Source organism: Stutzerimonas stutzeri (genome assembly GCF_024448935.1).
GTDB lineage: Bacteria > Pseudomonadota > Gammaproteobacteria > Pseudomonadales > Pseudomonadaceae > Stutzerimonas > Stutzerimonas stutzeri_AO.
Genome location: NZ_JAMOIE010000050.1, coordinates 1 through 14,193 on the forward strand (window position 1 = coordinate 1; position 14,193 = coordinate 14,193).

Consider the following 14,193-nt stretch of genomic DNA (forward strand, 5'->3'; position numbering starts at 1 on the left):
AGCCATGTTCCGTCGATGCCCAGGAAAAACAAAACCCCGCCGGTAAGGGCAGGGTTTTGGGTTCCGGTCAGGCGGTGCGTAACCGCGCGGGTTTCACCCGCCCTACAGGGCTTTTCGAATTAGCGGCACTCGGACGGAGCGTATTTGGCTGGCAGGGGGGTAGCAGGTACAGCGTTACCAACCAAGCCGCGAGCCGTAGAAGTGGTATTGGTAGAGGAAACGCAAGCCCAATCAACGGCACCAGTTGCTCCGGCCACAAGTGCGACACCATTTACGTTCGGCCGAAACGCAAGGTTCTTCTCGGCTGCATCGGTAGGCAGACCGGAAACAGCTGCAGTGCCAGTAGTTACGAGAATGTCACCAGTAGTTTCGTTAATTGTAATTGCTGAAACATATTTGCTGGTCTTTTCATCGTTATTACGATCGTTGTATTCGGCGGCGGCAGCTTTCACGCCGTTCAGGCCGTCGCTCTGAAAAGCTTCGCTGATCAGGCTCTTGGGCGAAGAAGCTGCAATCATCAGCTCGGCAACCTTCGAACGTACGGTATAATCCTGATAAGCTGGCAACGCCACCGCCGCCAAAATCCCAATAATCGCCACTACGATCATCAATTCAATCAGGGTAAAACCCTTCTGCATCTGCGCTTTCATGCGTATCTCCTTGAAATGTTCAGGCGTTGAGCCTGCAAGCCCTACTGCAGTCCGCATGCCAACTCTGCAACGCCATTGACTCCGCGACTATCCACAATTATGTGACCCTGCACCCTGCCTCGTTCCGCGCCCTTCTGACAATTTTCGTCACCTTGCTCGACGCCGTTTGGCACCCTTGGTTATCTGCGCTATAAGGCGTGGCATTAATAGGGGAGAAGCGCGCCCATGACCGAGAACATCGCCCTTTCCGGCCTGGCCAAGCAGATGGTGCTGACCGGCCTGCTCGACGACAAGACGGCGCAGCAAGCGCAACAGCAGGCGGCGCGTAGCAAGCTGTCGCTGGTGACCTATGTGGTGCAGAACAAGCTCGCCAGTGGCCGGGCGGTGGCGGAACTGGCAGCCGAGCAGTTTGGCGTGGCGTATATGGACCTCAACGCGCTGGACAAGGAAAGCCAGTTAAAGGGCATCGTCTCCGAAAAGCTGGCGCGCCAGCACCGAGCTTTGCCGCTGATCAAGCGCGGCAACAAGCTGTTCGTGGCGGTATCGGACCCGACCAACCAGCAGGCCGTGACGGATATCCAGTTCAGCACCGGGCTGACCACCGAAGGGATTCTCGTCGAGGACGACAAGCTCGGGCGGGCGATCGACACGTTCTTCGAGAATGCGACGTCCGGCCTGGAGGAGCTGGGGGACGTGGATCTGGATGGCGCGGGCGCCCAGGCCGCGACGGATGACTCACCCAAGGATGAAGCCGCGGAGGCCGCCGATGACGCCCCGGTGGTCCGCTTCGTCAACAAGATGTTGCTCGACGCCATTCGCGGCGGCTCGTCCGATCTGCACTTCGAGCCTTACGAAAAAGTATTTCGCGTGCGCCTGCGCACCGATGGCATCCTGCACGAGGTGGCGCGCCCGCCGATCCAGCTGGCGCCGCGTATCTCCGCGCGCCTGAAGGTGATGGCCGGGCTGGACATCTCCGAGCGGCGCAAGCCGCAGGATGGCCGGATCAAGATGAAGCTGTCCAAGACCAAGGCCATCGACTTTCGCGTCAATACCCTGCCGACCCTGTGGGGCGAGAAGATCGTGATGCGAATTCTCGACCCTTCAAGCGCGCAGATGGGCATCGATGCGCTGGGCTATGAAGAGAACCAGAAAGAGCTGTACATGAATGCGCTCAGGCAGCCGCAGGGCATGATCCTGGTCACCGGGCCGACCGGCTCGGGCAAGACCGTTTCGCTTTATACCGGCCTGAATATCCTCAACACGGTGGACGTGAACATCTCCACCGCCGAAGACCCGGTGGAAATCAACCTGGAAGGGATCAATCAGGTCAACGTCAATCCTCGGCAGGGCATGGACTTCGCCCAGGCGTTGCGGGCGTTTCTGCGTCAGGACCCGGACATCATCATGGTCGGCGAGATCCGCGACCTGGAAACCGCCGAGATCGCGATCAAGGCGGCCCAGACCGGGCATATGGTGATGTCCACCCTGCACACCAACAGCGCGGCGGAAACCCTGACCCGTCTGCGCAACATGGGCGTGGCGGCCTTCAATATCGCCACCTCGGTCAACCTGATCATCGCCCAGCGGCTGGCGCGTAAACTCTGTGGCAGCTGCAAGAAAGAAGTGGAGCTGCCGCGTGAGGCCCTGTTGGAAGAGGGCTTCCCTGCCGACAAGATCGGCACCTTCAAAATCTACGGGCCGGTGGGCTGTGATAATTGCAAGGGCGGTTACAAAGGCCGTGTCGGTATTTATGAAGTGGTTAAAAACACGCCGGCCCTGGCCAGGATTATCATGGAGGACGGCAACTCCATCGATATTTCCACCCAGATGCGCAAAGACGGCTTCAACGACCTGCGTACCTCGGCCTTGGTCAAGGCGATGCAGGGCGTGACCAGCCTGGAAGAAGTCAACCGGGTGACCAAGGATTAACATGGCGCAGAAAGCGATCAAAACCAGGGTCTTCAGCTGGGAAGGGACCAATCGGCAGGGCGCCAGGGTCAAGGGCGAGCTGAGCGGTGTCAGCCCGGCGCTGGTCAAGGCGCAGCTGCGCAAGCAGGGCGTCACTCCGCAGAAGGTGCGCAAGAAATCGGTATCGCTGTTCAGCGCCGGCAAGAAAATCAAGCCGATGGACATCGCCCTGTTCACCCGGCAGATGGCAACCATGATGAAAGCCGGCGTGCCGCTGTTGCAGTCCTTCGACATCATCGGCGAGGGGTTCGATAACCCGAACATGCGCAAGCTGGTGGATGATCTCAAGCAGGAGGTGGCGGCGGGCAACAGCTTCGCCACCGCGCTGCGCAAGAAACCGCAGTATTTCGACGACCTGTACTGCAATCTGGTCGATTCAGGCGAGCAGTCCGGCTCGCTGGAAACGCTGCTGGACCGCGTCGCGACCTACAAGGAAAAGACCGAGGCGTTGAAAGCGAAGATCAAGAAGGCGATGAACTACCCCATCGCGGTGGTTCTGGTGGCAATCATCGTGTCGGCCATCCTGTTGATCAAGGTGGTGCCGCAGTTCCAGGACGTGTTCGCCAACTTTGGCGCCGAGCTGCCGACGTTTACCCTGATGGTCATCGGTCTGTCAGAGGCGTTGCAAGCCTGGTGGCATCTGGTATTGCTCGGTCTGTTCGGCGCTGCCTATGCCTTCAAGACGGCCCACGGCAAGTCCGAGGGTTTTCGTGACTGGTTTGACCGGTTCCTGCTCAAGGTTCCGGTTGTGGGTGCCATCCTCTACAAGTCTGCAGTGGCCCGCTTCGCGCGGACCTTGGCAACCACCTTCGCGGCCGGTGTGCCGCTGGTGGATGCGCTGGACTCGGTGGCCGGCGCCACCGGCAACGTGGTGTTTCGCAACGCGACGATGAAGGTCAAGAGCGACGTGTCCAGCGGTATGCAGCTGAATTTCTCCATGCGCACCACCGGGACCTTTCCGAGCATGGCGATTCAGATGACCGCCATCGGCGAAGAGTCCGGCTCTTTGGATGAAATGTTGGCGAAGGTGGCGACCTTCTACGAGGACGAAGTGGACAACATGGTGGACGGGCTCACCGCGCTGATGGAGCCGATGATCATGGCGGTCCTGGGGGTGCTGGTGGGGGGTTTGATCATTGCCATGTACCTGCCGATCTTCCAGCTGGGGGCTGTGGTCTAAAAAATGGATGTGGTGACGTTTCTGGCCGGCAACACGCTGGCCTTTGTTTTATGCGCACTGGTGCTGGGCCTGCTGGTGGGCAGTTTTCTCAACGTGGTGATCCATCGCCTGCCGATCATGATGCAGCGCGACTGGCGTGCGCAGGCGCGTGAATATCTGGAATTGCCGGCCGAACCGACTGCGACCTTCAACTTGATTCTGCCCAGCTCCCACTGTCCGCAGTGCAGTCACGAAATACGCGCACGAGAAAACATTCCCTTGGTCAGTTGGTTGGCGCTGCGGGGCAGATGCGCATCGTGCCGCGCGTCGATCAGCTGCAGATACCCGTTGGTCGAGTTGCTCTGCGGTCTTTTGTCCGGCTATGTGGCCTTTCACTTCGGTTTTTCCTGGCAGGCCGGCGCGATGCTGCTGCTGACCTGGGGATTGCTGGCGATGAGCATGATCGACGTCGATCATCAGCTGTTACCCGACTCCATCGTGTTGCCGTTGCTTTGGCTGGGGTTGATCGTCAATGACTTCGGGCTGTTCGCGCCGCTGCCTGATGCGGTATGGGGCGCGATTGCCGGTTATCTCAGCCTGTGGTCGGTGTACTGGCTGTTCAAGCTGGTGACCGGCAAGGAAGGCATGGGCTATGGCGATTTCAAGCTGCTGGCGATGCTGGGGGCCTGGGGGGGATGGCAGGTTTTGCCGCTGACCATTCTGTTGTCTTCGGTGGTGGGTGCGGTGCTGGGCACTATCATGCTGCGCATGAAGAAGGCGGACAGCGGCACGGCGATTCCCTTTGGGCCCTACCTGGCGATTGCCGGCTGGGTCGCGCTGCTCTGGGGTGACCCGCTCACCTCGGGTTATCTGCAGTTCGCCGGTTTCTAACTGAAGCCGATAAAAGCGCTGGAAGCTGCACGAGAAAGGCATCGGAAACAGCTTCAAGTTGCCCTCGGGGCTGCGCGAGCATCCAGAACGGACGGGTCACGCCTCACCGATCCACCAGGCGGTTTCGTTGCCAGCGCCGCGGTTGATGGCGGGTGAAACACGCGCAATCCACTCTGCGTCGCTGCCGGCTTTCGGCTTCCGGCTTTCTTTCCCCCTCTTGCATCCTCGCTTTTCAGGCGTTACTACTGCGCGTCGTTTTCCGGGTTTGGGCGATACGTGATGAAGCCTTGGGTGCTGGGTTTGACGGGAGGCATCGGCAGCGGCAAGAGCGCTGTGGTCGAGGAGTTCGGCCGGCTCGGGGTGCATTGGGTGGACGCCGATCAAGCTGCGCGCTGGGTCGTCGAGCCGGGCAGACCTGCACTAAGGGCGATCGCGGAACGATTCGGCGATTGCATTCTCACGCCAGATGGCAGTCTGGATCGTGCGGCGCTGCGTGAGTTGGTTTTCCGCGAGCCGGCTCAGCGCCAGTGGCTCGAAGGCCTGCTGCACCCGCTGATCCGCCAGGAGGTTGCCGAGCATCTCGCGCGAGCCAGCTCTCCCTACGCCATCATGGTGTCTCCGCTGCTGGTGGAGTCCGGCCAGTATCGGCAGGTTGACCGCGTGCTGGTGGTCGATGTGCCCGAGGCGTTGCAACTGCAGCGTGCCGCCCGCCGTGATCAATCCAGCGAGGCGCAGATCCGCGCCATCGTCAAGGCTCAAGCCAGCCGCGAGGAGCGTTTGCGTCACGCTGACGATGTGCTGGTCAATGATCGCGATCTGGCATGGTTGAGCGCTGAGGTGAAGCGTTTGCATAATTTCTATCTGACGCTACGAGGAGGTCGGGAATGAGTACTACGGTGGTTGAATGCCCAAGCTGTGGCGCGCCGGTCGAGTGGAGCGTGAAGAGCCCGAATCGTCCGTTCTGCTCCGAGCGCTGCAAACTGATCGACCTTGGCGCCTGGGCCGCCGAGGAGCATGCGATTCCAGGCAACGAACTCGAAGATGACCTGTTCTCGGAGGACGTGCCACCGCGCCAGCATTGAGTCGGCTGGCGGAGCTGTCGTTCCGGCGGGGTGGCCCTCGCGGGGCCGGTTCAGCCTGGTTTGTCACCCTCGTCCTTCCAGGGCGCTTGCAGATAGCGGCTGCGGTTGAAGGTTTCCATCCAGTCCGGATAGAACACGACCAGGGCGCTTACGACGGTTCCGTTGATGAACGCCTCGGGAAACATCACCAGCCAGATATAGCCGGCAAAGTCTTCCAGCCAGGGTGGCATCGGGTAGCGTCCATCAACCAGTAACACGCCGAGTCCGGCCAGGATGCAGAGGAGCGCCGCGAGGCCCGCGGCGAAGAAACCGGAAAAGAATATGTAGACGAAGAGATTGCGTGGTTGGGTGCGCTCGACCGCTATCGCGCAGAGCTCGGTCACCGTAACCGGTATCAGCACCAGCAGTACGCCGTTCAGGCCGAGGGCGACGAGCTGTTGGTGACCGGTGATGGTCAGGCCGAGCTGGGCGACAAAGGCGGCCAGAATCGCCAACGGCCAGTCCAGCAGCAGCGTTACAGCCGTCAGGCCGATGAAGTGGAAAGACAGGCCGGAGTCGAAGTCTCGGCGAACCAGCCATAACAAAAAGATCGCCAGCACGGCGCCAAACAGCAGGTGCTGGCGCCGGCTGTCGCTGAACAGCTCGACCCAGGGTGTGCGGATGCAGGCCCAGGCCAACCCCGCAGCGTAAAGCAGCCAGCCCAGGACAAGACTGGAAGGAGCGAGCAGTTCGGCGGCAATCATCTTGGGGGCTCCTCGCGCCGCAGGCGGGTATGGCTCGGTGACGGCATGGCCGTGCCACGCCGGATCACCTGGCCGGGCTTCGATTTCCTCAAGGGGCGGGGTTGGGCTGCCGGGTGTGAATCGCCTCTATGGCTTCGAGCACCTCGGCCGATAGCTGCAGCTCGGTACTGGCAAGGTTGCTGTCCAGTTGTTCGAGTGACGTGGCTCCGATGATGGTGCTGGTGACGAAGGGTTGCCGGGTTACATAAGCCAGCGCCATTTGTGCGGGGTCCAGGCCATGCTCCCTGGCGAGCGTCACATAGCGGGAGCAGGCCGCTTGCGACTGGGGGTTGGTATAGCGGGCAAAGCGGCTGAACAGCGTGATCCGGGCTCCGGCCGGGCGTGCGCCTTGCTCGTATTTGCCGCTGAGCATGCCGAAAGCCAGCGGTGAGTAGGCCAGCAGGCCGCACTGCTCGCGGATTGCGATCTCGGCCAGGCCGACCTCGAACGAGCGATTGAGCAGGTTATAAGGGTTCTGGATCGAGACAGCGCGTGGCCAGCCTCTGGATTCGGCCAGCTGGAGAAACTTCATGGTGCCCCAGGGCGTCTCGTTCGAAAGCCCGATATGGCGGATCTTGCCGGCCTTCACCTGCTCGTCGAGCACCTCGAGGGTTTCCTCGATCGGCGTGAAATCCTGATCCTGGTGGCGATAGCCAAGCTGGCCGAAGAAGTTGGTGCTGCGTTCCGGCCAGTGCAGTTGGTACAGATCGATCCAGTCCGTCTGCAACCGCTGCAGGCTGGCGTCCAGCGCGGCGACGAGGTGCTGACGGTTCATCTTCAGCTGACCGTCACGGATGTGGCTGATGCCGTTGCCGGGGCCGGCGATCTTGCTCGCGAGAATCCAGTCGGCCCGCTTCCCGCGGGCCTTGAAGTAGTTGCCGATGTAGCGCTCGGTGCTGGCATAGGTGTCCGGCTTCGGCGGTACCGGGTACATTTCGGCGGTGTCGATGAAATTGATGCCCGCCGCTTTCGCGCGATCCATTTGGGCGAACGCTTCCCTTTCATCATTCTGCTCGCCCCATGTCATAGTGCCCAGGCAGAGCGCCGTGACGTCTAGTTCGGTACGGCCTAATTGGCGCTTTTCCATTCGGTGTCCTTGCTTCAGAAGTCTGGGATTGGGATGGTAGCGCAGGCGATACGTTTCCTGCCTTCGCCTGTGAGCCGGTGCCTCCATCGCGGCCGTTGGCCGTTGGCGGCGTCGGTCGGATTGCGCGCCGTGGCGTAAAGCGAGAAGCTGCTTGCTATTTGTCTGGTAATCCGGATAATTCCGCAGCCTGTCGCCGGGGATGCCTAGCCCGTTGACGCAAAACAAGGCAGGGGATGCCTAGCCTGCCGAACACTGCCGTAGCGGACGCGCTGACCCGAGCCCCCGATAGCGTCTGTTTCCGGCTGTCCTGGTCTTGCCAGGGCGAGCACCATTCAGTAAGATTCGCCGTCTTATTTTCAGGGCGGCCCCTGAGGCTATAACGAATGAAGACTTTTACTGCTAAACCGGAAACCGTCAAGCGCGACTGGTTCGTCGTCGACGCTGCCGGCCAGACCCTGGGTCGTCTGGCAACCGAAATCGCTAGCCGCCTGCGTGGCAAGCACAAGGCGGAATATACCCCTCACGTCGATACCGGTGATTACATCGTCGTTATCAATGCCGAGCAAGTGCGTGTGACCGGTGCGAAAACCACCGACAAGATGTACTACTCTCACTCCGGTTTCCCGGGTGGCATCAAGTCGATCAACTTCGAGAAGCTGATCGCCAAGGCGCCAGAGCGTGTGATCGAGACCGCGGTCAAGGGCATGCTGCCCAAGAACCCGCTGGGTCGCGACATGTACCGTAAGCTGAAGGTGTACAAGGGTGCCAATCATCCGCATACCGCTCAGCAGCCCCAAGAACTGAAGATTTAACGGAATAGTTCATTATGTCGGCGACTCAAAACTACGGCACTGGCCGTCGCAAGACTGCAACCGCACGCGTGTTCCTGCGTCCGGGTACTGGCAAGATCTCCATCAACAATCGCGAGCTGGACAACTTCTTCGGGCGTGAAACCGCTCGCATGGTGGTTCGTCAGCCTTTGGAACTGACCGAGACCGTCGAAAAGTTCGACATCTACGTGACTGTTCTCGGCGGTGGTGTGAGTGGTCAGGCCGGTGCGATCCGTCACGGTATCACCCGTGCCTTGATGGAATACGACGAGACCCTGCGTCCTGCTCTGCGCAAGGCTGGCTTCGTCACGCGTGATGCGCGCGAAGTCGAACGCAAGAAGGTCGGTCTGCGCAAGGCGCGCAAGCGTCCGCAGTACTCGAAGCGCTAATCCCGCTTCACGAAGAACGCCCAGCTTTATTCGAAGCTGGGCGTTTTTTTATGGGCGGTTTTTCTCCATGCGACAGCATGCCGCGGTGTGGAACTCCCGGTTTTCGCGGCTTCGAGCCAGGTTGTATCCGGTTATTACCTTGTCATGCGAGGGCCTTTTCTTTACCATTTGGCGAATTTTTTCGCGGCTGTTTTTACCTAGTAGACGCCTGCTTTCGGTGGGCCATAAGAAAACTGATGGGAGACGACTGAATGAGCAATGACGGCGTGAATGCTGGCCGGCGTCGCTTCCTCGTAGCCGCTACTTCGGTAGTGGGTGCGGCAGGAGCGGTGGGTGCCGCGGTCCCGTTCGTGGGATCGTGGTTCCCGAGTGCCAAGGCCAAGGCAGCCGGTGCACCGGTTAAGGTAAATATCAGCAAGATCGAGCCAGGCCAGCAGATGGTCGCCGAATGGCGCGGTCAGCCGGTGTTCATCGTGCGTCGTACCGAGGAGGCGCTGGCCAATCTGGACAAGCTCACCGATACGGTTGCCGACCCGAAGTCCGAGGCGTCCGAGCAGCCTGCCTATGTCGACCCGACGGTTCGCTCGATCAAGCCGCAAGTGCTCATTGTGGTCGGACTGTGCACACATCTTGGTTGTTCCCCATCCTTCCGTCCGGAAGTGGCTGCGCCTGATCTGGGTGCCGATTGGCTCGGCGGCTATTTCTGTCCGTGCCACGGATCGAAGTATGATTTGGCTGGCCGCGTCTACAAGGGCCAGCCTGCGCCCTTGAACCTGCCGGTTCCCCCGCACACCTACGAGACGGACGCCATCGTCGTCATCGGCGTGGATCAGGAGAGCGCATGATGAGCAAGTTCATGGAATGGGTCGATGCGCGCTTCCCCGCGACCAAGATGTGGGAAGACCATCTGAGCAAGTACTACGCGCCGAAGAACTTCAACGTCCTGTATTTCTTTGGGTCTCTCGCCTTGCTGGTTCTGGTCAATCAGATTCTCACCGGAATCTGGCTGACGATGAGCTTCGAGCCGTCTGCAGAAGGTGCGTTCGCTTCCGTCGAATACATCATGCGCGACGTCGAATACGGCTGGATTCTGCGCTACCTGCACTCGACGGGCGCGTCGGCATTCTTCGTCGTGGTCTATCTGCACATGTTCCGCGGCATCCTCTACGGCTCCTACCAGAAGCCGCGTGAGCTGGTGTGGATCTTCGGCATGATGATCTACCTGGCGTTGATGGCCGAGGCCTTCATGGGCTACCTGCTGCCGTGGGGGCAGATGTCCTACTGGGGCGCCCAGGTGATCATCTCGCTGTTCGGGGCCATCCCGGTCATCGGCGGCGATCTGACCCAGTGGATCCGCGGTGACTACCTGATCTCCGGCATCACCCTGAACCGCTTCTTCGCGTTGCATGTCATCGCCTTGCCGATCGTGATCCTCGGGCTGGTCGTGCTGCACATCCTGGCGTTGCACGAAGTGGGGTCGAACAACCCGATGGGTGTGGATATCAAGAAGAGCAAGGACGAGGCGGGCGTGCCGCTCGATGGTATTCCGTTTCATCCGTACTACACGGTGAAGGATATCGTCGGTGTGGTGGTGTTCCTGTTCGTGTTCTGCGCCATCGTGTTCTTCTTCCCGGAGATGGGCGGTTATTTCCTCGAGAAGCCGAACTTTGAAGTGGCGAATGCCTTCAAGACGCCTGCGCACATTGCACCGGTCTGGTACTTCACGCCGTTCTACGCGATTCTGCGAGCGGTCCCGGACAAGCTGCTCGGCGTAATCGCCATGGGCGCTGCCATTGCTGTGCTGTTCGTGCTGCCGTGGCTGGACCGCAGCCCGGTCAAGTCCATGAAGTACAAAGGCTGGATGAGCAAGATCACGCTACTGGCGTTCTGCATCTCCTTCATCATTCTCGGCGTGCTTGGCGTGCTGGCTCCGACGCCTGAGCGCACACTGCTCGCACGGATCTGCACGGCCGTCTACTTCGGCTACTTCATCCTGATGCCGTTCTACACCAAGCTCGAGAAGACCAAAGTAGTTCCGCAAAGGGTGGCTGGCTGATGAAAAAGCAATTTGCTGCATTGATTCTTGCACTGGTGCCAGCCTTCGGTTTCGCCGCTGGCGGCGACGTTCACCTGGATGAGGTCGATATTGACCTGACCGATAAGGTGGCGTTGCAGAGTGGTCTACAGACCTTTACCAACTACTGCATGGGCTGCCACAGCGCGCAGTACCAGCGCTACGAGCGTGTTGCGACAGATCTGGGTATCCCGGAGGAAGTCATGCTCGACAACATCGTGTTCACTGACGCCAAGATCGGTGACCACATGAAGATCGGCATGACGCCTGACGATGCAAAGACCTGGTTTGGGGCGGCCCCGCCGGATTTGACTTTGGTGGCTCGAGTGCGTGGCAACGACTGGCTGTACACCTACCTGCGCAGTTTCTATGAAGACCCTACGCGTCCGTATGGGGTCAACAATGCGATATTCCCCAATGTGGGCATGCCGCATGTACTGGCGCCATTGCAGGGGCGTCAGGTGTTGCCAAGCAAACTGCCTGAAGGCGAGTCGGTAGCCTGCAAGCAGGTTCAGGTGGTCGAAGACGGTCGCAAGCAGTTCGATCCCCTGACCGGTACCCCGATCACCCGCGAAGACTGCCATGCCATGACAGTTGTGGCTGGCACCGGCGAGCTGACCGAGGCGGAGTATGATGAGAAGATCAAGAACCTGGTGACCTTCCTCGCGTACTCGGCGAATCCGGTCAAGCTGGAGAGCCAGCGCATCGGTACCTATGTGCTGTTGTTCCTGGCGTTCTTCTTCGTATTCGCCTATCTGCTCAAGCGCGAATACTGGAAAGACGTCCACTGATCTTTCGCTGGTTTGCAGTACCCTGCGCGCGCCCTCATGGGCGCGCGCCTTTTTCTGCCGTTCCATAATTTCAATGAGGAGGGACCCTATGGCCACTACCAATCGGTTGGCCTGCTATTCCGATCCCGCCGATCATTATTCGCATCGAGTGCGTTATGTGCTTGCTGAAAAGGGCGTCAGTGTCGAAATAATCGACGTTGATTCGGCGCACTGTCCGGTCAGGCTGACCGAACTGAATCCGTACGCCAGCGTACCGACGCTAGTGGATCGTGATTTAGCGCTATATGAGCCGAGTGTGATCACCGAGTATCTCGAAGAGCGCTATCCGCACCCGCCGCTGCTCCCGGTCTACCCCGTGGCCAGGGCCAATACCCGCCTGCTGGTACATCGGGTGCAGCGCGACTGGTGCGCGCTGGTGGATCGGATTGGCGATCGTCGCACAGCTGATGCGGCGCGGGTCCAGGCGCGCAAAGAGCTGCGCGAAAGCCTAACGGGCGTGTCGCCCGTATTTGCCGAAAAACCTTTCTTCATGAGTGATGAGATCAGCCTGGTTGACTGCTGCCTGTTGCCTATCCTGTGGCGTTTACCCAAACTTGGAATCGACTTGCCGCGAGCGGCGAAACCGCTGCTCGACTACATGGAGATCAACTTTGCTCGGGAGGCCTTCCAGGTCAGTCTATCCGCCGTTGAGCGTGGCATGCGTTAAGAGGGCTGTATATGACATCGAGTCGACCTTATCTGGTACGGGCGTTGTACGAGTGGATCGTCGATAACGACTGCACGCCGCATCTGCTGGTCAACGCCGATCACCCGGGGGTTCAGGTGCCTGACGGCTTTGCCAGTGATGGCCAGATCGTCTTGAACGTGGCGCCGAGTGCGGTACGTCAATTGAAGATGGATAACCAGGCGATCAGCTTCGAAGGGCGCTTCGGTGGCGTGCCGCATAGCCTGCACGTCCCGTCTCCGGCGATCATGGCGATATACGCGCGGGAAAATGGGCAGGGAATGGTCTTCGAGACCGAACCCACCCCACCTGACGACACTACGCCTGCTGGCGATTCGCCAGATTCAGGCGCGTCACCGCGCCCGGCTTCCGCAGGGCGTCCCAGTCTGAAAGTCGTTAAATAGCAGAGAAAGCCGGAAAAAAGCGCTTGAGGCTGGAAGGCTGGACGAAAAGCAGACCTGAATCAGTCGGTGGATAATAAAGCGACATCCCCTACGCTTGGCCTCCAGCCTCCAGCCTCCAGCCTCCAGCCTCCAGCCCTTTTTAATCGATGTATTCGAACAGCTTGACGATGCGCTGTACGCCGGAAACGCCTTGCACCACGCCGGTTGCACGATTGCCTTCCTGCCGGGTGACCAGGCCAAGCAGGTAAACGATGCCGTTCTCGGTAATGACTTTTATGCGGGAGCCCGGAACGCTGGCGTCTGCCAGCATCTGTGCCTTGATCTTGGTGGTCAGCCAGGCATCGTTGCTGCGAGCCAGGGCGGACGAAGGTTTCAGAACCTGAATTTCGTTGTGTACACGTTTGACGCGCTGAACTGAGCTGGCGGCCTGTTCGGCTAGCTGCTTCAATTCTGCGCGTGGTGTCTGGCCTGCCAGCAGAACCACGCCGTTGTAGCTGGCAACGATGATATGGGAGGCCTGGTCGAGGTCCGGATGGGCCTTGGCAATGTTCACGGCTGCTTTGGTTTCGATCAGCGAGTCGTCAATGGTGCTGCCGATCGTGCGGGTTCCCCGGTTATCGTCAATCGGGTCGTTGCGTGTGGCGCTAAGCACCGAGCTGCAGCCAGTGACGGCGAGGCACAGCGCGAGGGTAAGCGCACGCAGGTGAACTGAAGTCATTCTTCGCTCCCGAAGAGTTGGTTGTCGATCAGGTCGCATAGACAATGGATGGTCAGCAGATGGACCTCTTGGATGCGTGCGGTCACCTTGGCCGGCACTCTGATTTCAACGTCTTCCGGTAGCAGTAGCGAAGCCATTCCGCCGCCGTCGCGACCGGTGAGGGCGACCACCACCATTTCCCGGTCGTGCGCGGCCTGTATGGCCTGGATGACATTGGCGGAATTGCCGCTGGTCGAAATTGCCAGCAGCACGTCGCCCGGCTGACCCAGTGCGCGGATCTGCTTGGAAAACACCTCGTTGTAGCTGTAGTCATTGGCGATGGATGTCAGTGTCGAGCTGTCGGTGGTCAGGGCGATTGCCGGCAGGCTAGGGCGCTCCCGCTCGAATCGGTTGAGCAGTTCTGAGGAAAAATGCTGAGCGTCGCCGGCGGAGCCACCGTTTCCGCAGGTCAGGATTTTGCCCTCACTGAGGAGGGTATTGACCATCACTTGCCCGGCCTGCTCGATGCTGGGTGCGAGCACTTCCATCGCGCTTTGTTTGGTTTCGATGCTGGCGAGGAAGAGCTGACGTATACGGGATTGCATGTCCATCGGAAATAAACCTTCAGGTGACGGGCCGGGCTGCTTTAGCCGTGCCGCAAGGAA

At 59.8% G+C, this 14,193-nt stretch carries 17 protein-coding genes; 12 read left to right on the top strand and 5 right to left on the bottom strand.

Going from position 1 to position 14,193, the window contains the following annotated elements:
• Positions 1-119: 119 nt before the first annotated feature.
• A complete protein-coding gene (locus tag NA637_RS14735; protein WP_272889115.1) occupies positions 120-650 on the bottom strand; it encodes a pilin in 531 nt (176 codons plus the stop codon).
• A gap of 225 nt (positions 651-875) precedes the next feature.
• Between NA637_RS14735 and pilB the strand changes: the two genes are divergently transcribed.
• The 5 genes from pilB to yacG all read left to right on the top strand — a co-directional run bounded on the left by pilB (position 876) and on the right by yacG (position 5,750).
• Positions 876-2,579 carry a type IV-A pilus assembly ATPase PilB gene (gene pilB, locus NA637_RS14745; RefSeq protein WP_256073166.1) on the top strand — a complete coding sequence of 568 codons (1,704 nt, stop codon included), beginning with the start codon at positions 876-878 and terminating at the stop codon, positions 2,577-2,579.
• Position 2,580: 1 nt separating this feature from the next.
• The gene (locus NA637_RS14750; RefSeq protein WP_256073167.1) at positions 2,581-3,798 is read left to right on the top strand and encodes a type II secretion system F family protein; all 1,218 of its coding nucleotides are present in this window, start codon (positions 2,581-2,583) and stop codon (positions 3,796-3,798) included.
• A 3-nt stretch (positions 3,799-3,801) separates the two neighbouring features.
• Positions 3,802-4,668 (top strand): prepilin peptidase, encoded by an 867-nt coding sequence (locus tag NA637_RS14755; RefSeq protein ID WP_256073168.1) that lies wholly within the window; start codon positions 3,802-3,804, stop codon positions 4,666-4,668.
• A 279-nt stretch (positions 4,669-4,947) separates the two neighbouring features.
• Positions 4,948-5,556: a dephospho-CoA kinase gene (gene coaE / locus NA637_RS14760; RefSeq protein ID WP_256073169.1), complete on the top strand. Its 609-nt coding sequence runs from the start codon at positions 4,948-4,950 to the stop codon at positions 5,554-5,556.
• Positions 5,553-5,750 carry a DNA gyrase inhibitor YacG gene (gene yacG, locus NA637_RS14765; RefSeq protein WP_256073170.1) on the top strand — a complete coding sequence of 66 codons (198 nt, stop codon included), beginning with the start codon at positions 5,553-5,555 and terminating at the stop codon, positions 5,748-5,750. Before coaE ends, yacG begins: the two co-directional genes overlap by 4 nt.
• Before the next feature lie 50 nt (positions 5,751-5,800).
• On the opposite strand, the gene NA637_RS14770 is transcribed toward yacG, so the two are convergent.
• A complete protein-coding gene (locus tag NA637_RS14770) occupies positions 5,801-6,493 on the bottom strand; it encodes an energy-coupling factor ABC transporter permease (RefSeq protein ID WP_256073171.1) in 693 nt (230 codons plus the stop codon).
• A gap of 88 nt (positions 6,494-6,581) precedes the next feature.
• Complete coding sequence (locus NA637_RS14775) at positions 6,582-7,619, bottom strand: NADP(H)-dependent aldo-keto reductase (protein ID WP_256073172.1); 1,038 nt, start codon at positions 7,617-7,619, stop codon at positions 6,582-6,584.
• 383 nt (positions 7,620-8,002) lie between these two features.
• Between NA637_RS14775 and rplM the strand changes: the two genes are divergently transcribed.
• The 7 genes from rplM to NA637_RS14810 all read left to right on the top strand — a co-directional run bounded on the left by rplM (position 8,003) and on the right by NA637_RS14810 (position 12,831).
• Positions 8,003-8,431: a 50S ribosomal protein L13 gene (gene rplM, locus NA637_RS14780; protein ID WP_019342644.1), complete on the top strand. Its 429-nt coding sequence runs from the start codon at positions 8,003-8,005 to the stop codon at positions 8,429-8,431.
• 14 nt (positions 8,432-8,445) lie between these two features.
• Positions 8,446-8,838 (top strand): 30S ribosomal protein S9, encoded by a 393-nt coding sequence (rpsI, locus tag NA637_RS14785; RefSeq protein WP_021209313.1) that lies wholly within the window; start codon positions 8,446-8,448, stop codon positions 8,836-8,838.
• 251 nt (positions 8,839-9,089) lie between these two features.
• A complete protein-coding gene (gene petA / locus NA637_RS14790; RefSeq protein ID WP_256073173.1) occupies positions 9,090-9,683 on the top strand; it encodes a ubiquinol-cytochrome c reductase iron-sulfur subunit in 594 nt (197 codons plus the stop codon).
• Positions 9,683-10,894: a cytochrome b gene (locus NA637_RS14795; RefSeq protein ID WP_256073174.1), complete on the top strand. Its 1,212-nt coding sequence runs from the start codon at positions 9,683-9,685 to the stop codon at positions 10,892-10,894. Before petA ends, NA637_RS14795 begins: the two co-directional genes overlap by 1 nt.
• Positions 10,894-11,703, top strand: coding sequence for a cytochrome c1 (locus NA637_RS14800; RefSeq protein ID WP_256073175.1), 810 nt, complete (start codon positions 10,894-10,896; stop codon positions 11,701-11,703). The genes NA637_RS14795 and NA637_RS14800 overlap by 1 nt, the downstream gene beginning before the upstream one ends.
• A gap of 88 nt (positions 11,704-11,791) precedes the next feature.
• Positions 11,792-12,409, top strand: a complete 618-nt coding sequence (locus tag NA637_RS14805) for a glutathione S-transferase N-terminal domain-containing protein (RefSeq protein ID WP_256073176.1) — start codon at positions 11,792-11,794, stop codon at positions 12,407-12,409.
• An 11-nt stretch (positions 12,410-12,420) separates the two neighbouring features.
• A complete protein-coding gene (locus tag NA637_RS14810; RefSeq protein ID WP_256073177.1) occupies positions 12,421-12,831 on the top strand; it encodes a ClpXP protease specificity-enhancing factor in 411 nt (136 codons plus the stop codon).
• 139 nt (positions 12,832-12,970) lie between these two features.
• Here the strand turns inward: NA637_RS14810 and NA637_RS14815 are convergent, their stop codons facing one another.
• Together NA637_RS14815 and NA637_RS14820 are read right to left on the bottom strand one after the other, a co-directional pair.
• Entirely contained in the window at positions 12,971-13,549 is a 579-nt protein-coding gene (locus NA637_RS14815) for a BON domain-containing protein (protein WP_256073178.1), read from the bottom strand.
• Positions 13,546-14,139, bottom strand: coding sequence for a phosphoheptose isomerase (locus NA637_RS14820; protein WP_045424810.1), 594 nt, complete (start codon positions 14,137-14,139; stop codon positions 13,546-13,548). The genes NA637_RS14815 and NA637_RS14820 overlap by 4 nt, the downstream gene beginning before the upstream one ends.
• Between the last annotated feature and the right edge of the window lie 54 nt (positions 14,140-14,193).